Here is an 18,722-nt window from a genome sequence, read left to right as displayed (position 1 = left end):
GGGCCGACCGGCCTCAGGGCAGATGGCGACGGATGATGGCGGCGGCCACGTCGGCGAGCTGACGTATGAAAAGGGTGCCCATGCCCGCCTGGAAGCGCGCCGCGTCGCGGCTGCCGATGGCCAGCACCCCGAAGCACTCGCTCCGCCCCAGTGGGGCCACCACCGCCGATCCCACTTCCCGCGCCGCGTCACCGAACAGGGATTCGGCCAGGGGCGCAGCCAACGGCCCGCAGGCCGGGGCCCGGGCCCTCAGGATGTCACCGTAGAGGGCGGTGACCTCCTCGCCGTCACCCAGAAACTCCGGGCGCCCGCGCTCCTCGGGGGGCGGCGCCACGAACAGGCGCACGGCGGCGAAATCCCCATGGAAGCCACCGCGAATGGCGTCATCCAGCACGTCGAGAGCCTGAGCCACGTCTTCGCAGGACAGGAAGCCCAGGGTGAGGTGGTGCAGCCGCTCGATGAGGGACTCGTTGTCGCGGGCGGTGGCCACCAGGCCGTCCAGTTGGCGGCGCAACCGCAGGTTCTGGTCCCGCAGCACGCTCACCTGATACTCCACCAGGGACACGGCATCGCCGCAGTCGTGGGGCAGATGGAGACCCGCCAGCAGCTGGCTGTGGCGAATGAAAAAATCCGGATGTCCCTGCAGGAAGGCCGCCACGGCGGCGGCGGACAGGCCGCGGGCCTGGCCCTCGGCGGTGTTCTCGGACTCTTCGGCGTTATGGGGATTCATAGCTCTATCTCACCCTCGAATACAGTAGTGGCGGGCCCCTTCATCATCACGGGACCCGCGCCGCCGGGCCAACTGACAGTCAACTCCCCGCCCGGTAACTCCACGGCCACGGGATCCGCCAGCACACCCCGGCGACGGCCCACGGCCACCGCCGCGCAGGCCCCCGTGCCGCAGGCCAGGGTCTCTCCCGCACCGCGCTCGTAGACCCGCAGCCGAATGCGGTGGGACGACACCACTTCCATGAAGCCCACGTTGACGCCGGCAGGGAAGCGCTCGTGGGCACCGAGGGCTGGCCCCAGGGTCGCCACCGGCGCATTCTCCACGCTGTCCACGGCGATCACCGCGTGGGGATTGCCCATGGACACCGCCCCGAACTCCACCACGCCGGCCGGCCCCTCCAGAGCATACGTGAGGGCCTCCCCATCGGCCACAAAAGGCAACGCCGCGGGGGCGAAATCGGGGGTGCCCATATCCACAGTCACCAGGCCCTGCTCATCCATCTCCAGTCGCAATAGCCCCCCCAGGGTCTCCACCCTTACACTCTTGGAACGCGTCAGGCCCTTGTCCAGCACGAAGCGCAGGAAGCAGCGGGCGCCATTGCCGCACTGCTCCACCTCGCCGCCGTCACGATTGAATATGCGGTAACCGAAGTCGGCCGCGCCCCGCGCCCGTTCCACCAGCAGCACCTGGTCGCAGCCCACACCATAGCGCCGATCGGCGAGGCGGCGCACGACGTCCGGTGTGGGGTCGATGGACTGGTTCACGGCGTCGATGACCACGAAATCGTTCCCCAATCCATGCATTTTCGTGAAACTCAACCTCACTTCCCACTCCCGATGACGTCGCCGGCGATGATCCGCCGACGGTCTTTGGCTACGATACCATTGCATGGGGCCCGGAAAGCGATGGCCTTCCAGGCCGCTCCCCATCCTCGGGAGGTATCCGTGTTCAAAACCTTTCGGACCTGCTGCCTGACGCTCCTGGTACCGACAGGCGGCATGCCCGCGGACTCCGTCTGTCGCCGGGTCGACGAACAGGGCCGTACCCACCATGCCGGCCGACCCATACCGATGCCGAACCGATCATGGCGGAGTCTCCGGCGCCGGCAACCCGCTTCAAAGACCGACAAACAGCTTTGCATTTTTATTGTAATTTCAGCTAACTATAGCCTATAGTTAGCGAACAATCACAGGTTGGGGGGATGTGGTGAAAAGGGCCTTCTGGAAAACGGACTGGTTCGCCGGCATGGCCATCACCGTGGTCTTTCTGCTGGCGTCGGGCAGCACTTATCTTCAAGGCCTCGAGCGCTTCGCCTATGACGTGGGCGTGAGGGCGAGCGACCGCGCGCCCAGCGAACAGGTGGCCGTCATCGCCATCGATGACCAGAGCATCGCCAACATCGGGCGCTGGCCCTGGTCCCGGGATATTCACGCCGAGCTTATTCGCATGCTCGACGCGGGAGGCGCCAAGGTCGTCGGCCACACTGTGTTCTTCCTCGAACCCCAGATCGATCCGGGCCTGGCCTTCATCCGGGACATCAGTAACTTTTTCGCGGACTCCAGCATCGTCAAGGAGGCGCCCGGCGACCTCGACCTGCTGGGCGCCCTCGTCGACGACGCCATCGGTAGTGTGCCCCAGGCCGCCCAGGGTGAGGCCGCGCCGCAGCCGCCCGAATCCATCCTCACCATCGCCGATTTCTACGCCCAGTCGAGCCTGTCGGGACGCCTCCTCGAGGACCTCGGCACCCTGGGCCAGCGACTGGTGGAGGCCGAGGCTGCCCTCAACACCGATCGCATTCTCGCGGAACACATAGCCAACGCCGGCAACGTGGTACTCAGCATGCCTCTGGTGCTGGGCCAGCCCCAGGGCAATCCGGATGCCGAACTGCCCGCCTACGTCACCCGCAACGCCCTGCTCAGCGTGGATGACCGCGTAGGTGCGGCCGAGGCCGGCCTGTTCCCCCTGCCCACGGTGGCGGCCATCCCCCCCATCCCCGAGGTCGGCGAGCCGGCGGCCGCCATCGGCCACCTCAACAGCATCCCCGACGTGGACGGCGGCATCCGTACCGAGCCCCTGGTGCTGCTCCACTACGACACCTACCTGCCGTCCCTGGCGCTGCAGGTGGCGGCACGCTTCCTCAATCTGACCCCCGATGACATCCAGGTGCACCTGGGCGAAGGCGTGCAGCTCAAGAATCTGGTCATCGACACCGACCCCCACCTGCTGATGAACACGTTCTTTTACAGCGACCGGGACGACGGCCGGCCGGCCTTCGCGGTGGACTCCTTCTTCGACGTCATCTCCGGCAAGATTCCGGCGGAGAAATACCGCAACAAGATCGTGCTCATCGGCGCCACGGCGGTCGGCGTGGGCAGCCCCCAGGTGACGCCGGTATCGCCTGCCATGGCCCCCGTGCTGACCCTGGCTCACTCGGTCTCCAGCATCCTCAACGAGGACTTCTTCGTGCGCCCGGAATGGGCCGGCATGGCCGAATGGGGCATCTTCCTGGTGATCGCCGTCTACCTCATCGCGCTGTTGCCCAGGCTCAAGGCGGGCATGGGCGCGGCCATCACCCTGGTGCTGCTCCTCGCCCTGCTGGCCACCCATATGACCATGATGGTCACCCAGGCCATGTGGCTGCAACTCGTGATTCCGGCCACCCTGCTGGTGGTCGGGCACCTGCTGCTCACCACCAAGCGCTTCCTGGTGACGGAGAAGGCGAAGGAGCGCACCGACACCCTTTCCGCGGAAAGCAACCGCATGCTGGGCCTGCAGTTCCAGGGTCAGGGCCAGCTGGACATGGCCTTCGACGCCTTCCGCAAGGTGCCCCTGGACAAGCAAGTCATGGACAACCTCTACAATCTGGCCCTGGATTTCGAACGCAAGCGCCAATACAACAAGGCCAGCTCCGTCTACCAGTACATGGCGGCCTTCGACGCCAACTTCCGCGACCTCAAGGACCGTATGAACCGTACCAGAGCCATGGAGGAGACCGTCATGCTCGGCGGTGGCGGTGGTTCCGCGGCCGGCACCCTCATCATGGACGGCGGTGGCGGGATGTCCAAGCCCATGCTTGGGCGCTACGAGGTGGAGAAGGAACTGGGTAAGGGTGCCATGGGCGTGGTGTATCTGGGCAAGGACCCCAAGATCAACCGCGTGGTAGCCATCAAGACCATGGCCCTGTCCCAGGAGTTCGAGGCAGACGAGTTGGAAGAGGTGAAGGCCCGCTTCTTCCGCGAGGCCGAAACCGCCGGCCGCCTCACCCACCCCCACATCGTCACCATCTACGATGCGGGAGAGGAACACGACCTGGCGTACATCGCGATGGAGTTCCTCAAGGGCAAGGACCTGGTACCCTTCACCAAGAAGGACGCTCTGCTCCCCATCATAACCTCCATGGATCTGGTGGCCAAGGCGGCGGACGCCCTGGCCTACGCCCATGCCCAGAACGTGGTGCATCGCGACATCAAGCCCGCGAATATCATGTACGAGCCGGTATCGGGCAGCATGAAGATCACCGACTTCGGTATCGCCCGTATCACCGACTCCAGCCGCACCAAGACCGGCATGGTGTTGGGGACTCCGTCCTACATGTCCCCCGAGCAGCTCTCCGGCAAGAAGGTGGACGGACGCTCCGACCTTTTCTCCCTGGGGGTGATGCTGTACCAGATGGTGACCGGCACCCTGCCCTTCTCGGGCGACTCCATGGCCACCCTGATGTACAAGATCGCCAACGATCCCCATCCCGACATCACCACCGTCAAGGCGGACGTGCCGCCCTGCCTGAAGGCGGTGCTGGACAAGGCGCTGGCCAAGAACGCCGACGAGCGCTACCAGACGGGCAGTGAGTTCGCGCAGGCCCTGCGCGAATGTGCGGCCCAACTCGGATGATGGGTTAGCGACGTAGGACCGACATGGGCTTGCAGGACAAATTGACGCTGGTCGGTCGCTCCGATGTGGGTCTCAGGCGTGATCACAACGAAGACAGTATCGCCATGGATCCGGATCTCGGACTGGTGGTGCTGGCCGACGGCATGGGGGGCTATAAGGCCGGTGAGGTGGCGAGCGCCATCGCCGTGAACGTGGTGCTGGAGGAGGTGCGCAACAGCCTCAAGCAGGCCCCCCCAGAAGCCCTGGACCGCGACAGCGGATATTGCCGCGGCTCGCTGTTCGTGCGCGACGCGGTGACCAAGGCCAATGACGCCATCTACACCACCGCCCAGAAACAACCCCAATGCCAGGGCATGGGCACCACAATCGTGGTGGCCCTGTTCTATAACGACCGCATGACCATCGCCCACGTCGGGGACTCCCGGCTCTACCGCCTGCGGGGAGATCAGCTGGAACAACTGACGGTCGACCATTCCCTGCTCCAGGAGTTGATCGAGAAAGGCTTCTATACCAAGGAGGAGGCGCGGGACTCCAACCAGAAGAATCTCGTGACCCGCGCCATGGGCGTGGAACCCGCCGTCGAGACGGCGCTGCAGGAGGAACCGGTGGAAACCGGTGACATCTACCTGCTGTGCTCCGACGGTCTGAGCGACCTGGTCTCCGACGAGGACATACACTTAACCCTTGAAGAATACAGTGCTAATCTTGACCAAGCAGCGGACGCCCTGATTCAGAAGGCGAACCGGGGCGGGGGTACGGATAACGTCTCCGTCCTCCTGGTCAAGCCAACCGAACCTTTCCCCGCGCGCGTGGGCAGCACCTGGTATTCGAAAGTCATCAACTGGTTTAACTGACTAACACAGCGGACGGGTTACGAGAATGACGGCAAAACTGGTTCTAAGTCTGAACAACTCGGTGCTCCGCGAGTACCCCCTGACCAAGGAGCGGCTCACCATCGGCCGCAAACCGTCGAACGACATTCACGTCGACAACCTCGCGGTGAGCGGACAGCACGCGCTGATCATCACTATCCTCAACGACTCGTTCCTCGAGGATCTCGGCAGCACCAACGGCACCTACGTCAACGGCAAGCTCATCAAGAAGCATGCGTTGCAGAACGGTGACGTCATCGGCATCGGCAAGCACGAACTCAAGTACATCAACGAGCAGGCCTCCTCGTCCGAGTCCGATTTCGAGAAGACCATGATCATTCGCCCGGGGATGGCGGACCAGGCGCCGGCAGACGTGGCCGAATCGGCCCACAAGGCCGCTCAAGTGGCGGCGGCTCAGGAAAGCACCGCGGCCTCCGGCAACACCATGGAAGAGGACCTGCCCCTGGGCAAAGTATACGTGCTGAACGGCCCTGCCCAGGGCAAGGAGATGGAACTCAAGAAGGCCCTGACCACCCTCGGCAAACCGGGTGCCCAGGTGGCCGTCATCACCCGCCGGCCCCAGGGTTATTTCATCACCCCCGTCGAGGGCAAACACCCCATCGTCAACGGCGAGGCCATCGGCGCCCAGGCCCACCCCCTGCACAACAACGACGTGGTGGAACTGGCCGGCGTACGCATGGAGTTCTTCGTCAACCGCTAGCGCGTATCAATCAGGACTGGTTTTAACCACGAAACACGTTGGGGTTTTGCTTTTTTTAACCACGAAATACACGAAACATACGAAAGTTAATAGACGAACGTAGGTTGGGGTGAGGAACGAAGCCCAACATCAACACGTAACATGGCCAAGCTGTTGGGGTTCCTGCGTCACCCCAACCTACTGTTTTAACGTGAAAGTCGCGAAGCACGATCTCCCCCTCTCCCTCTGGGAGAGGGATGGGGTGAGGGAACGAACATGGCGATACGCGCTCCGCTTTCATCATCTAGGGTGGCGCGTATCGCCATGAGAGTTAACTGCGAAAGGCGCGAAAGGCTGTCGGGCTGAAGCCCGACCTACAGCCCAACCTACAGCCCGACCTACAGAGACACCACCACCGCCCGTTCCTGCGGCACGAATGTAGGTCGGGATTCATCCCGACATTAAAACCTCGTTTCGCGTCTTTCGCGTCTTTCGTAGTTCCCATTTTTTATTTTTCCCGTAGAACACGCCATAGCCACGAAGCTGAAGATGATGCCGTTCATCCCCCGGCGCCCCGATCTCTTTCGCTTATTTCGTGTCTTTCGTGGTTCCCGCTTTTCGCCTTTGCCGTTCCCTATCCGCTCAGAGTTCGAAAAGCTGGCCCTTCTCCAGCCGGTGGACCTCGCGCTCGCCGGCCACTTCGTGTACCTGTTCCATGATCAGGTCTTCCTCCCGCGGCTTGAGGTGGGTGATATAAAGGGGAGCGGTGTTGGTGTATTGGGCGAGTTCGGCGCCCAGCATGCTGGGGCACAGGTGTTTGGACGCTTCGGCGATGGATTTCTCGTTCTCACTGAAGGCGGTCTCGATGATCAGATATTTCAGATCCTTGATGGCGTTGACTGTCTTCCAGAACGCCGGGCAGCGGGTGGTGTCGCCGCTGAACACCAGCGTGCCGCTGGGACCACTCACCGCATAGCCCACCGCCGGCACCGTGTGGTTCACCGGTAAGGCGCGGATACGCCTGCCGGCACCCAAGTCGAAAGTCTCGCCCTCCTCAAACACCTCGGAGGTGAGGAAGGCCGAATCGGCATCGGGGATACGGAAAAAGTCCGGCCAGATATACCAGTTGAATATATGGGCCTTCAGGGTAGCGAGACCGGCGCAGGAGGCATAGAGGATGATGGGGGCGGACCGCATCGCTCCCACCGTGTCGACCATAAGGGGCAGGGCGGCGATGTGGTCCAGGTGGGTATGGGTGAGAAAGATCCGGCCCACTCGAACCAGTTCGTCCACTTCCAGGTCCATGACGCCGGTACCGGCATCGAGCAAAGTATCGTCGTCGATGAGAAACGAGGTGGTGCGGCGATTGCCGCCGATACCGCCACTGCAACCCAGTACCTTTATCCGCATGGCTTACCGGCCGCCGCCCCACGTGATGAAGCCGTCATCACTTGGTCTTGAAGGTGAATACGCCATCCCATTCGTCTCCCGGTGGCTGTTGGCGGAACAGCACGATGCGTTCCGCGTAGATCTTGTAGACGGCCCTGAAGGGCGACATGTGCTGCAAGTTGAGAAACTGCAGCTCCGCCATGTCCCAGTTCTGGCCGCGGTAGAGTTTGAGAGCCTGTTCATAGATGGCCAGTTCATCCCGGGTGGCCTTGTCCAGCGCTCCACGCAACCCCACGGGCTCGAAGATGGCTACCGGCTTGTCCTTGCCCTTGACCCGCACCCGGTCGAGTTCCCGGTACACATAATCGGGCGTTGCATCCTTGGTGGTCTCACTGACGATGATGTCGACACCGTACTGGCGTGTCAGTCCCTCCAGCCGCGAGCCCAGGTTCACCGCATCGCCGAGCACGGTATAGGCCATACGAAACTCCGAGCCCATGTTGCCTACGCTCATGGAACCGGTATTGAGGCCCACGCCAATGCGCACCTCCGGCCAGCCCTTGGCACGAAACTCCGGCTGCATGGCATCCAGCTTCGCCACCATCTCCAGGGCGGCCACCAGGGCGTGGCGGGCATGGTCCGGCTCCGGCAGGGGCGCCCCCCAGAAGGCCATGATGGCATCCCCCATGTACTTGTCGATGGTGCCACGGTGCTGGTGGATGACCTGGGTCAGGGGCGTCAGGAAGTGATTCATGAGTTCCGACAGCTCCTTCGGCTCCAGGCCCTCGGAGATGGTCGTGAATCCCCGCACGTCCGAGAACAACACCGTGAGTTCGCGGCTCTCGGCCTCCAGGGTGTAACGATCTGGATCGTCACTCATCTCGTCCACCAGCTCGGGCGGCACGTATTGTCCGAACAGGCCGGCGAGCTGACGCTTGCCCCGGGATTCCACGAAGAAGCCGTAGGACATGTTCACCAGATAGAGCACCGCGATCATCAGCAGGCCCGCCGCGATGGGAAGCACCAGGTTACCCTGGGTCCACACCATGGCGTTGATGGCGATGACGGTGGCGGCCAGCATCAGGGTCACCAGGGTCGCGCGGCCCGGCCCCATAAGGGCGAAGGTGAGGAACATCAGGATACCGGCGAGGATGACGATGATGAACTCGGCGCCCAGGGTATAGGCCGGTTTTTCCTTGAGCACGTTGTCGATGATGCCGGCGATGAGATTGGCGTGGATCTCCACCCCGGGATAGACCTCCTGCACCGGCGTGGACCGCAGATCCAGCAGGCCGGGTGCGGACGTACCCACCAGAACGATGGTGCCCTGCAGCTTCGCCGGATCTGCCCGCCCCTCCAGCACGTCTACCGCCGAGACGTAGGGGAAACTGCCCTTGGGACCCCGGTAGGGCACCAGGGCCCGGACCTCGGCGTCCACCGGGATGGTACGGTTACCCACTCGCAGCCATTCGAGGCCGCTATAGCTCTCGCTGCCTAGGGTGGAACCGGCGTACACCGGCTCCACCCGGTCCACGCCGAGCACCGCCCGTGCCATGGCCAGGGACAGAGCCTCGTAGTAGTCGCCCTCGAACTCATAGAGCAGGGGCACGCGCCTGACGAGACCATCCCGATCGGTGGTGGGGTTGAAGTGCCCGGCGCCGGCAGCGGCCTCCTGGAGCTCCTGAAGATTGGCGCCATAGCCGTCGGCCTGCGGGAAGGGGATGTTGCGACCGCGAAAGAAGCCCTTCTCGAAGGTCGGCGGCGGCAGTTGCCCGGTCCTCAGGGCATCGTCGTCACCGGTCTTCACGCTGAAATAGTAGCCGAGTATGATGGGCCGATTAGTGAGGCTGGCGGCGAACAGTCGATCATAGGCGAGTTCAGGGCGCACCTTCTCCAGGGCCGCCAGATAGGTCTCATCCTCCTTGAGTTCGTTCTCCGCGAGGTCCTCCAGCACCTTCAGGCCGGAGCTTTCGTCGGGCTCGGCGAACACCACATCGAAACCCACCAAGGCCACGTCATAGTGGCCGAACAGCTGCTCCACCATGCGTGCCATGGTGGTGCGTGGCCACGGCCAGCGTCCCACCTCGGCGAGGCTTTTCTCGTCGATATCGACGATGACGATGCGTTCATCCTTGGTATGGGGCATGGTGAGCAGCAGCCTCACATCGTAGGCCAGGTTCTCCATGCGCTCGATGATACCGAAGGACATATAGCCGCTGACATGCACCAGGAAGAACGCCACCACCAACACGTTGAGGACACTGCGAACCCAGTGCTTTCTCAGCTGCCCGACGAAATCGTTCACGTTCCCATCCCGGTTATTCGTTCTTTTCGGCCCCGGCGCGCACCAGGACGGCCAGGTCCGCCGCGAAGTCGGATGCGATGGCGTGCAGTGCTCTCTCGAAGGCCTTTACGGTATCCGCCATGGTGCCCCCTCCCACGCCGGTGGTCTCATTATAACGTCTGATGAAGGCCGGCCGCTGCTTCCCCGGGGGCGTCACCGCCAACTCCATATCGACCACGACCGCCCGCCTCTCATCGTCCACCCGCCGCTCGAAGCCGAGCAGGCGCCCGGTCACCAGATGGTCCGTGTAGCCGTCCCCGAACTCCCGCACCACCCGGGACGCGCTGGCACCGCGGCGCAGGTACGCCACCAGATAGTCCTGTACGAGCTGCGCCGGGGGCGCCACCCAGTACTTATAGTGATACTGGCGCAGCTCCCGATGGTCCGGGCCGCGGCTGTAGATGACGGCACGCTCGTTATAAAGGCCCTCCACCCGCGGTGCCTGCACCACCAGCTGTCCCGCCAGGGTGGCAGGGGCCCGGGCGACCTCCGCGGGGTCGTGCAGGCGGAAAAAACGCTCCGGCGGCACCGGCGCCGCCGCACATCCGGCGAGTACGGCGACAGACACCGCGAGGAGCAACATGACCTTCACTCGGCCACCTCGGCGGCCTCCGCGGGCGGCTTGCCGCCGAGCAACACGCCGGGATTCTGGCGGATCTGACGGCTGAACTCATGCATGTTGCGGGTGGTGCCCTTGAGGTGATAAGCAACCTGGTCCACGTTGCGTGCCGTGACGTCGAGGGTACGGCGCAGGTCCCTGAGGGAGATCTTAATATTGCTGCGGTTGTCGTCCACCACGCCCTGCAACTCCGCCAGCAGGGCGTCCACCCGGCTGCGGGTTTGATTCACATCCGCGGCCAGCCGGTTCAACTCGGCAACGAAGCGCACGCCCCCTTCGGACATCTCCAATGCGTTGTCGCTGGTGAGCCTGGCATTGCCGATGATGGCCTCCACCTGGCGCCGGTTGGCGTCGCTCAGCATCGCCTCGAGCTGTCCGGCGCTCGCATGGAGGCGCTCCAGCAGCTCGCTGCTCCGGGACAACAGTAGCGGCCCATGGGTACTCAGCTCCGCGGCCACATGCTCGAGCTGGAGATTGAGATTGTCCAGCAGCGGCCTGAGGCTGGTCTGGGCCAGTTCATTGAGGTCGATGGCCACGGTATGAAGCACGCTGAACAGATCGCCGCCGGCCTCGCCCTTGAGGTCCTCGCCGGGGCTCAGCATGTCCGTGCTCGTACCCTGGGAGATATTGATGGACAGCGCCGCCAGCAGGCCGGTGGCCATCATCCGGGCCACGCTGTCCCGGGGGATCGGCCAGCCCCGGCTGACGCTGATCTCCACCCGATAGCGCAGGCCCGGGCCGCTGCCGGCGACGGGCTCCACATCCTCCACCTGTCCCACTGGATAGCCCTCGAAGTAGACCGGCGTACCGAACTTGATGCCGGTGACATGGGGATAGGTAACATAGTAGGCATCACTGGGGCCGCTGCGCCCGGTGACGAAATACAGGCCCACCAGCAGCGCCCCCAGCATGGCGAGGACGAACGTACCCACCAGCAAGTAGTTGACGTTGTCCCGTTTCACGCCTTCACTCCGTACCCGTCAGCCGCGCCAGATACTCATCGGCATCCATCTCCAGGATACGGGGACGGCGCTCGAGCAGGTCCTGTATGCGCTGATTGTCACTGCGTCTGATCTCTTCCACCGTGCCCGTCTGCAGCACCCGGCCGCCGTCGAGCACCATGATACGGTCGGCGATCTTGAAAGCGCTGTCCAGTTCATGGGTGACCACCACGATGCTCATGTTCATGACCCGGCGCAGGCGCAGGATGAGTTCATCCAGCTCGGCGGAGACCACCGGGTCGAGGCCCGCCGAAGGCTCGTCGAAGAACAGCAGCTTGGGATCCATGACGATGGCCCGCGCCAGGGCCACCCGCTTGACCATGCCGCCCGAGAGCTGCGCCGGCATAAGATGCTCGAAGCCCCCCATGTTCACTACCTCGAGCTTCATGCGGGCCATGATGGACATGGTGCGTTCGTCCAGGCGGGTGTGCTCGCGCAGGGGCAGCATCACGTTCTCGGCCACGGTCATGGAGTTGAACAGCGCCCCCCCCTGGAAGGACACCCCCATGTTCTTGCGCAGGTCCTGCATCTGCCGCGCGCCGGCCCGTGCCATGTCCGTGCCCAGCAGTACTATCCGGCCGCTGGTAGGACGATTGAGGCCCAGCAGGTGACGCAACAGGGTACTCTTGCCCGACCCGCTGCCCCCCATGACCACCATGATCTCGCCCTGATGGAGCCGCATGTCGATGCCATCGAGCACCCGAAGGGGACCGTAATGGGCCACCAGATCGGTGACCTCGATGACCACGGGCCTTGGGTGCGGGGAGGTTGAGACTGGCACGGATCGACGGCCGGAGCGGTCAACGAGTAAGAAAGAAGGTGAACAGCATGTCCGCCACCACGATGTAGGCGATGGACAGCACCACGGCGCGGGTGGTAGCCCGCCCCACGCCTTCCGCGCCCCCCTCGACGGCGAAGCCGTTGGTGACCGCCACCAGGGTAATGATGAGGGCGAACACCACACTCTTCACCAGGCCCTGGCGGATGTCATCCAACTGCAGGACGGCGGCGGTACGGTCGAGGTAGGCGTAGATGCTCAGATCCATGGCCAGGGCGGTGTAGACCGCCCCGCCCAGCAACCCCATGATGTCGGCCAGGATAGTGAGGGCCGGCAGCATCACCAACATGGCCAGCAGGGCGGGGGCCACCAGGTAACGCAAAGGATTGATACCCATAACCCGCAGGGCATCTATCTCCTGGGAGATCTGCTTGGTGCCGATCTCCGCGGTGAGGGCGGAGCCGGAACGCCCGGCCACCAACACACCGGTGATCATGGGTCCGAACTCCCGGGTCACGGACAGGGCGATCCCCACCACTACCTGGGATTCGGCACCGAACAACTTGAGGGTGTGGATCCCCTGGATGGCGAGCATGACGCCGATGGAGAAGGTGAGTACCGCGAGAATGGGCGCCGCCTGCACGCCGATAGTCATCATGCGCGCCGCCACCGGCGCCAGGCGTACCGGCTGCCGCTGGAAGTGTCCGGCGAGGATCCAGTAGAAGGTCTCCACGAGCATAGCGAAGGCGTAGCCCCACTCCTCCACACTCCGGACCGTGCCCCGTCCGAGGCGCTCCACCGCGCCGCCTATGCCGCTGTGGGGAGTCCCCTCAACCGCCATCCGCCGTCAGCTCGCCCAGGGTCTCGGCGATGGGAAAGACCTTGTCCAGGCGCGCCAGTTCGAGCACCCCCATCACCGACTCGCTGGCCCCCACCAGGGTGAAAAGCAAGCCGCGGGACTTGGCGGTCTGGTACCCCTCCACCAGGCTGGCCACCCCGGAGCTGTCGATGTAGGTCACATCCTGGAGTTCTATGGCCACCGGAGTGCCCGCCTCCAGGCTGGCGAGGATGGCCTGGCGCACCGCCGGCGACGTGGACAGGTCCACCTCGCCCTTCAGGCTGACCACGTCGAAGGTGGCCTCTTTACGGACCTCACACTGCATCGCGCGCCACCTCTTGATTGCTGATTCTTTTCCTCATGACCAATCGATTCCCCCTCCCGTGTTGCGGCACCTGATAGTCCACCTCGTCCATGATCTGGCGGATGAAATGGGTACCCAGTCCCCCCGGCCGGATGTCCGTCAATGCCCGCGGCTTGATCTTCGCCGGATCGACGGGTGGCGCCGCATCCTCGACCCGAAATTCCACTATCCCGTCATTATTGAGTATCTGCAGGGTGATTGCATCCCGGGAATCGCCGCCGTAACCGTGCTGGATGATGTTCATGCAGGCCTCGTTGACCGCCAGCACCAGCTGGTCCCGCAGCTTGTCGGGACAGGTCATGGCGCGCAGGACGCCATCCACGTATCCCCGCAAGCCCTCGAGGTTCTCCGCCCGCGCCTCGAAGGCGTAACGATGGCGCGTTTCCCGCGGACTCTCGATCACCAGCAGGGTGATGTCGTCGCGGCGCACCGCCTCGCGTCCGGCGAGTTCGGCCACCACCCGCTCCAGGCGCTCGCGGGCCGGCAAGGCACCGTGGATCGCCAATTCCCGGCGCAATCCCTCCACTCCCAGATCGCCGCCCCCGGGGCCCGGCGCCTCGGTCACCCCGTCGGTGAACAGGTACAGGCGCCGGCCCTCGAGGCGCACGCGCTGTTCCGGGAACTCCACGTCCGCCAGTATCCCCAGGGGCGGGGCGGTGGCGGGCAGCTCCGTCATGCCGCCCGCGGCATCCAGAAGCATCGGGGGCTGGTGGCCGGCATTGGCCAGACAGACCTCGTCATGGGCGGCATCGTAGATACCCGCCACCAGGGTCACGAACATGCCGCGGGTGACGGACTCGCACACCTCGCGGTTGACCTGGGCCAGCAGTTCCGAGGGGCGCGTGATGCCCTTGCCCAGGCAGTGGAGCAGGCTGGAGGTCTTGGCCATCAGGAGGGCGGCGTTCATGCCCTTGCCGGATACGTCGCCGAGGCTGAAGGCCATGCGTCCGTCCGCCAGCCGGTAGTAGTCGTAGAAATCCCCGGACACCTCGCGGGCGGGGATGTTGACGCCGGTGATGGGATCCGCGGGATTACCCTGTCCCGGCAGCAGGGTGGCCTGGATCTCGCGGGCCAGTTCCAGCTCCTTGCGAATGCGCTCCTGCTCCACCAGTTCCACCGCCATGCGGGCATTGCGGATCACCAGGGCCGCGGAGGAGGCCAGCACCTGCAACAGATGCCGGTCACTGGCGTCGAACAGGCCATCCCCCTCGCCCTTGTTGAGCACCTCCATGGCCCCCAGGCAATGGCCCCGCAGGATCAGGGGGGCGCACAGCACCGAGCGCGTCTCGAAGCCCGTCCGGGCATCGACGAAGCCGGCGAACGCGGGGTCGGATCGCACGTCGCGGATGAACTGCACCTGGCCGCTGGTGACGGACTTGCCGACGATGCCCTGGTCGGCCCCGAGGCGCAGCCCCACCACGTCCACCGGCCCCGCCGAGGCCTTGCACACCAGTTCCGTGTCATCGTTCTCCAGCAGGAACAGGGAAGCCGCCTCGGCGTGCATGTAATGGGAGATCTGAGCGACGGTATTTTCCAGGGTCTCGTCGAGATCGAGGGAGGTGGCGAAGGCCTGGCTGACGTCGGCCAGCAGGCCCAGGGGGTCCTTGAGTTCCTCGGCCAGGGCCTTGAGGCTGGCCTCCCGCCCCTCGTCGCCGGCGGCCTTCACGCCAACCCTCTCATGCACTCCAGCAACTGCGCCTCGTCGGGCGCCCCGCCCCGGGACTGGGCCTCCCACAGCACGGTGACCAGGCACTCCATGACGGCGTGCTCGAGGGCATGGGGATCACTGAAGCGGGCCGCCAGGCCCTCGTAGAGGACACGGATCCCCGGCGGCCGGTCGGCCGCCACCTGCTCCCGCAGGGCCACATGGAGGCCCAGGTGGACGAAGGGGTTGGTGCCACCCGTCTCTTCGTGGAAGTCCCGGTCGGCCACACCCTCCGCGCTCAGCAGGCCGTGGTATTCCGGATGGCGTCCGATGACATCCACCAGCAGGGCCTCCAGGGGCTCGAGGGGGCGCCGCTCCAGATGCTTGCGCCAGGCGCGTATATAGACCTCCCGCAGGTCCCGGCGCTGGCCCTGGAGATCCGGGTCATCCGTCATGCCGCCTCCTTACCGCGATACTCGCACAGATCATGGACCACACATGCCCCGCACTTCGGCCGGCGCGCGGTACAGGTATAGCGGCCATGGAGAATCAGCCAGTGGTGGGCATCCTGTTTGAACGGGCCGGGCACCGCCTTCTCCAGGGCCTGCTCCACCGCCAGGGGGGTCTTGCCCGGGGCCAGACCGGTGCGGTTGGCGACCCGGAAGATGTGAGTGTCCACGGCGATGGTGGGCTCGCCGAAGGCGGTGTTGAGGATCACGTTGGCCGTCTTGCGCCCCACTCCCGGCAGGGCCTGCAGTGCGGCGCGGTCGCGCGGCACCTCACCGCCGTGCTCCTCCTCCAGCCTGCGGCAGGCGGCGATGATGTTCCGGGCCTTGGCGTTGAACAGGCCGATGGTCTTGATGTAGGACTTCAGGCCCTCCTCGCCGAGGGCCAGCATCTCCCGCGGCGTGGCGGCCACCGGGAACAACCGCGCCGTGGCCTTGTTGACCCCCTTGTCCGTGGCCTGGGCGGACAGCACCACCGCCACCAGCAGCTCGAAGGGAGAACGGTATTCCAACTCCGTGGTGGGCCGTGGATTGGCCTCCCGCAGGCGCTCGAAGAAGGCGGTGCGCCGGGCCTTGTTCATCGTCCCACGCGGGCGGCGACGCCCCTTCTCAAGGGGCGGCCCCCTGGCCATCGAGGGCGGCGGCGGGCACCACCCGGGCGGCCTTGCGGCGGCCCCGGGTGCGCGCATCCACCACGTTCTTCACGGCGATGATGAGCCCCATGCCGAGGAAGGCGCCGGGGGGCAGGATGGCCACCAGCACGCCGTTGTAGTCCTCCACCAGGGTCACCGTGAGCCACTCGGCGCCGCTGCCGAACATCAGGTGGGCCTGCTGGAACAGGGTGCCATGGCCCAGGGCCTCGCGCATCATCCCCAGGGTCACCAGCACCGCCGTGAAGCCCATTCCCATGGCCAGCCCGTCCACCAGGGCGGGCACGGGCCCATGGCGCGAGGCGAAGGACTCGGCGCGGCCGATGATGGCGCAGTTGGTGACGATGAGGGGGATGAATATGCCGAGGATGGCGTGCAGATCATGGAACCAGGCCTTCATGCCCAGTTCCACCGCCGTCACCGCCGAGGCGATCACCAGCACGAACACCGGGATGCGGATCTCCGGTCGCACCAGATGGCGCACCAGGGACACGGTGACGTTGGAGACCAGCAACACCAGGGTGGTGGCCATACCGAGGCCGAGGCCGTTGATGGCCGTGCCCGTCACCGCCAGCAGGGGGCACAGGCCCAGCAGTTGCACCAGGGCCGGGTTGTTGCGCCACAGGCCCTCGCGCCAGAGGTCGCCGTATTCCATATCTGTCATTGCTTCTTCGCCTCTGTCGGCGGCTCCTCGGCAGAGGCAAACAGCCACTGCTCGTTTTTCGCCACGTATTCCAGGGTCCGCCGCACCGCCCCCACCACCGCCCGTGGCGTGATGGTGGCGCCGGTGAACTGATCGAACACCCCGCCGTCCCGCTTCACCTGCCAGCGGGTGGCGGGTGGGTCCCCCAGGGAGCGCCCCCGGAAACCGCGCATCCAGTCGGAGCGCTCCACCTCGATGCCGTCCCCGAGACCGGGGGTCTCGGCATGGGACAACACCCGCACCCCCGACACGCGCCCGTCGGGGCGCACCCCCACCAACAGCTCGATGCGCCCGTTGTAGCCGTCGGGCGCCACCGGCGTCAACACGGCGGCGGTGACGCGCCCGTCCTTGCGAGCGCGGTAGATGGTCACCGGCCGCACCGTGCCCAGCAGTTCCGGGGCATGCACCTCGATGACATCGCCGAACAGATCATTATCGTAACTCACCTCGGGGATCACCTGATGGAGACGCTTCAGCAGGGCCTCCCGTTCGTTGGCCTGGATGCGCTCCCGGGTCAGCTGGTAACTGCCGGCCACCAGCACCGTGCCCACCACGGCGAAGACCCCGAGGATGAGAGCGCCCCGGGCGATGGCGCGCAGCAGTACCCCGTCAGCCCCGGCCATGATCACGGCCATGATCACGGCCATGTTCGGGGCCATGTTGGGGGCCATGGCCGAAGACCCGCGGCTTGGTGTAGTAATCGATGGTGGGCACCATCATGTTCATCAGCAGCACGGCGAAGGCGACGCCATCGGGATAACCGCCCCAGGTACGGATGACGAAGGTCAGGATACCGATACCGGCCCCGTAGATGAGCCGGCCGCGCGGCGACGTCGCGGCACTCACCGGGTCCGTGGCAATGAAGAAGGCACCGATCATGGCGCCGCCGCTGAAGAGATGGAACAGGGGGCTGGGGTGGCTGCCGGGGTCGAGGGCGGCGAAACCCAGGGACATGATGAACAGGCTCCCCAGCATGGCCACGGGGATATGCCAGGTGATGACCTTCTTGTACAGCAGCCACAGGCCGCCCAGGAAGAAGGCGTTGGCCAGCCACTCCCAGCCCTTCCCGCCGAAATCCCCGAACACCGGGTGGGCGGCGATCTCCGGCACCACCTGGTTGAGGCCGAGCTGGGTCTTCATGAGGTCGAGGGGGGTGGCGCCGGTGATGGCATCCCACGAGGCCACGCCGTCGGGCCCCAGGAAGATGATGGCGGCACTCACCAGAGGCCCGGGGTATTCGCCGCTCACGGTGAACGCCACCGGCCAGGTGGTCATGGGCAGGGGGAAGGAGACCAGCAGCAGCACATAGCCCGCCATGGCGGGGTTGAATGGGTTGTTGCCGAGGCCGCCGTAGAGGTGCTTGGCCACCACGATGGCGAACAGCACGCCCACCACCGTGACCCACCAGGGCGCCAGGGGCGGCAGGGCGAAGCACAGCAGCATGGCGGTGACCGGGGCACTGCCATCGGTGACGAAGGGGCGCACCGGGCGCCCCCGCAACCGCAGCATGACGGCCTCGGCGGCCACCGCCACCACCACCGCCAAGACCATGTGGATGAGGATGCCGAAGCCGAAGAAACCGACGTAGACCAGCAACGCCGGCACCAGGGCGTAGAGCACCTTCACCATGACGCCCCGTACCGAGTGATCGCCGTGCACCAGGGGCGCGATGGGCCGGTTCAATGCCATGGT

At 65.2% G+C, this 18,722-nt stretch carries 18 protein-coding genes; 3 read left to right on the top strand and 15 right to left on the bottom strand.

The features are described from left to right. Nucleotides 1–13: 13 nt before the first annotated feature. Both U5S82_10310 and dapF read right to left on the bottom strand, forming a co-directional pair. On the bottom strand, nt 14–730 hold the full coding sequence (locus U5S82_10310; GenBank protein ID MDZ7752040.1) for a DUF484 family protein: 717 nt from the start codon (nt 728–730) through the stop codon (nt 14–16). Beyond that, nucleotides 727–1,554 (bottom strand): diaminopimelate epimerase, encoded by an 828-nt coding sequence (dapF, locus tag U5S82_10305; protein ID MDZ7752039.1) that lies wholly within the window; start codon nt 1,552–1,554, stop codon nt 727–729. Before dapF ends, U5S82_10310 begins: the two co-directional genes overlap by 4 nt. Before the next feature lie 421 nt (nt 1,555–1,975). Here dapF and U5S82_10300 point away from each other — a divergent pair, with 421 nt between their 5' ends. From U5S82_10300 to U5S82_10290, 3 genes are read left to right on the top strand one after another with little or no spacing between them, the layout of a single operon-like run. Further along, nucleotides 1,976–4,621 (top strand): serine/threonine-protein kinase, encoded by a 2,646-nt coding sequence (locus tag U5S82_10300; protein MDZ7752038.1) that lies wholly within the window; start codon nt 1,976–1,978, stop codon nt 4,619–4,621. A gap of 41 nt (nt 4,622–4,662) precedes the next feature. Continuing rightward, a complete protein-coding gene (locus tag U5S82_10295) occupies nt 4,663–5,475 on the top strand; it encodes a Stp1/IreP family PP2C-type Ser/Thr phosphatase (protein ID MDZ7752037.1) in 813 nt (270 codons plus the stop codon). A 25-nt stretch (nt 5,476–5,500) separates the two neighbouring features. Next, a complete protein-coding gene (locus tag U5S82_10290) occupies nt 5,501–6,214 on the top strand; it encodes an FHA domain-containing protein (protein ID MDZ7752036.1) in 714 nt (237 codons plus the stop codon). A gap of 621 nt (nt 6,215–6,835) precedes the next feature. On the opposite strand, the gene U5S82_10285 is transcribed toward U5S82_10290, so the two are convergent. From U5S82_10285 to rsxD, 13 genes are read right to left on the bottom strand one after another with little or no spacing between them, the layout of a single operon-like run. Next, on the bottom strand, nt 6,836–7,603 hold the full coding sequence (locus U5S82_10285; protein MDZ7752035.1) for a 3',5'-cyclic-nucleotide phosphodiesterase: 768 nt from the start codon (nt 7,601–7,603) through the stop codon (nt 6,836–6,838). A gap of 37 nt (nt 7,604–7,640) precedes the next feature. After that, a complete protein-coding gene (locus tag U5S82_10280) occupies nt 7,641–9,887 on the bottom strand; it encodes an adenylate/guanylate cyclase domain-containing protein (protein MDZ7752034.1) in 2,247 nt (748 codons plus the stop codon). 13 nt (nt 9,888–9,900) lie between these two features. Then, complete coding sequence (locus U5S82_10275) at nt 9,901–10,509, bottom strand: ABC-type transport auxiliary lipoprotein family protein (GenBank protein MDZ7752033.1); 609 nt, start codon at nt 10,507–10,509, stop codon at nt 9,901–9,903. A gap of 5 nt (nt 10,510–10,514) precedes the next feature. Beyond that, a complete protein-coding gene (locus U5S82_10270) occupies nt 10,515–11,507 on the bottom strand; it encodes an MlaD family protein (GenBank protein ID MDZ7752032.1) in 993 nt (330 codons plus the stop codon). 4 nt (nt 11,508–11,511) lie between these two features. Beyond that, entirely contained in the window at nt 11,512–12,294 is a 783-nt protein-coding gene (locus U5S82_10265) for an ABC transporter ATP-binding protein (GenBank protein ID MDZ7752031.1), read from the bottom strand. A 52-nt stretch (nt 12,295–12,346) separates the two neighbouring features. Beyond that, nucleotides 12,347–13,165: an ABC transporter permease gene (locus tag U5S82_10260; GenBank protein ID MDZ7752030.1), complete on the bottom strand. Its 819-nt coding sequence runs from the start codon at nt 13,163–13,165 to the stop codon at nt 12,347–12,349. Further along, the gene (locus U5S82_10255) at nt 13,155–13,487 is read right to left on the bottom strand and encodes an STAS domain-containing protein (GenBank protein ID MDZ7752029.1); all 333 of its coding nucleotides are present in this window, start codon (nt 13,485–13,487) and stop codon (nt 13,155–13,157) included. The genes U5S82_10260 and U5S82_10255 overlap by 11 nt, the downstream gene beginning before the upstream one ends. After that, complete coding sequence (locus tag U5S82_10250; protein ID MDZ7752028.1) at nt 13,477–15,192, bottom strand: SpoIIE family protein phosphatase; 1,716 nt, start codon at nt 15,190–15,192, stop codon at nt 13,477–13,479. The genes U5S82_10255 and U5S82_10250 overlap by 11 nt, the downstream gene beginning before the upstream one ends. Beyond that, nucleotides 15,189–15,626: a DUF1841 family protein gene (locus U5S82_10245; protein ID MDZ7752027.1), complete on the bottom strand. Its 438-nt coding sequence runs from the start codon at nt 15,624–15,626 to the stop codon at nt 15,189–15,191. Before U5S82_10245 ends, U5S82_10250 begins: the two co-directional genes overlap by 4 nt. Next, entirely contained in the window at nt 15,623–16,258 is a 636-nt protein-coding gene (gene nth / locus U5S82_10240) for an endonuclease III (GenBank protein ID MDZ7752026.1), read from the bottom strand. The genes U5S82_10245 and nth overlap by 4 nt, the downstream gene beginning before the upstream one ends. A 28-nt stretch (nt 16,259–16,286) precedes the next feature. After that, a complete protein-coding gene (locus U5S82_10235; GenBank protein ID MDZ7752025.1) occupies nt 16,287–16,991 on the bottom strand; it encodes an electron transport complex subunit E in 705 nt (234 codons plus the stop codon). Next, complete coding sequence (gene rsxG / locus U5S82_10230) at nt 16,988–17,689, bottom strand: electron transport complex subunit RsxG (GenBank protein MDZ7752024.1); 702 nt, start codon at nt 17,687–17,689, stop codon at nt 16,988–16,990. Before rsxG ends, U5S82_10235 begins: the two co-directional genes overlap by 4 nt. Next, nucleotides 17,640–18,719, bottom strand: coding sequence for an electron transport complex subunit RsxD (gene rsxD / locus U5S82_10225; protein MDZ7752023.1), 1,080 nt, complete (start codon nt 18,717–18,719; stop codon nt 17,640–17,642). Before rsxD ends, rsxG begins: the two co-directional genes overlap by 50 nt. Between the last annotated feature and the right edge of the window lie 3 nt (nt 18,720–18,722).

It is taken from the genome of Gammaproteobacteria bacterium (assembly GCA_034522055.1).
In the GTDB taxonomy this organism is placed as follows: domain Bacteria; phylum Pseudomonadota; class Gammaproteobacteria; order JAABTG01; family JAABTG01; genus JAABTG01.
The sequence above is the reverse complement of the archived record's forward strand: the minus strand, read 5'-3'. Positions and strand labels throughout refer to the sequence as shown.

Bases quoted from the DNA above. Each gene is read 5' to 3' on its own strand.
- U5S82_10310 (MDZ7752040.1), bottom strand. From the start codon at position 730: ATGAATCCCCATAACGCCGAAGAGTCCGAGAACACCGCCGAGGGCCAG.
- U5S82_10300 (MDZ7752038.1), top strand. From the start codon at position 1,976: ATGGCCATCACCGTGGTCTTTCTGCTGGCGTCGGGCAGCACTTATCTT.
- U5S82_10290 (MDZ7752036.1), top strand. From the start codon at position 5,501: ATGACGGCAAAACTGGTTCTAAGTCTGAACAACTCGGTGCTCCGCGAG.
- U5S82_10285 (MDZ7752035.1), bottom strand. From the start codon at position 7,603: ATGCGGATAAAGGTACTGGGTTGCAGTGGCGGTATCGGCGGCAATCGC.
- U5S82_10275 (MDZ7752033.1), bottom strand. From the start codon at position 10,509: ATGTTGCTCCTCGCGGTGTCTGTCGCCGTACTCGCCGGATGTGCGGCG.
- U5S82_10260 (MDZ7752030.1), bottom strand. From the start codon at position 13,165: ATGGCGGTTGAGGGGACTCCCCACAGCGGCATAGGCGGCGCGGTGGAG.
- U5S82_10255 (MDZ7752029.1), bottom strand. From the start codon at position 13,487: ATGCAGTGTGAGGTCCGTAAAGAGGCCACCTTCGACGTGGTCAGCCTG.
- U5S82_10245 (MDZ7752027.1), bottom strand. From the start codon at position 15,626: ATGACGGATGACCCGGATCTCCAGGGCCAGCGCCGGGACCTGCGGGAG.
- nth (MDZ7752026.1), bottom strand. From the start codon at position 16,258: ATGAACAAGGCCCGGCGCACCGCCTTCTTCGAGCGCCTGCGGGAGGCC.
- U5S82_10235 (MDZ7752025.1), bottom strand. From the start codon at position 16,991: ATGACAGATATGGAATACGGCGACCTCTGGCGCGAGGGCCTGTGGCGC.
- rsxG (MDZ7752024.1), bottom strand. From the start codon at position 17,689: ATGGCCCCGAACATGGCCGTGATCATGGCCGTGATCATGGCCGGGGCT.
- rsxD (MDZ7752023.1), bottom strand. From the start codon at position 18,719: ATGGCATTGAACCGGCCCATCGCGCCCCTGGTGCACGGCGATCACTCG.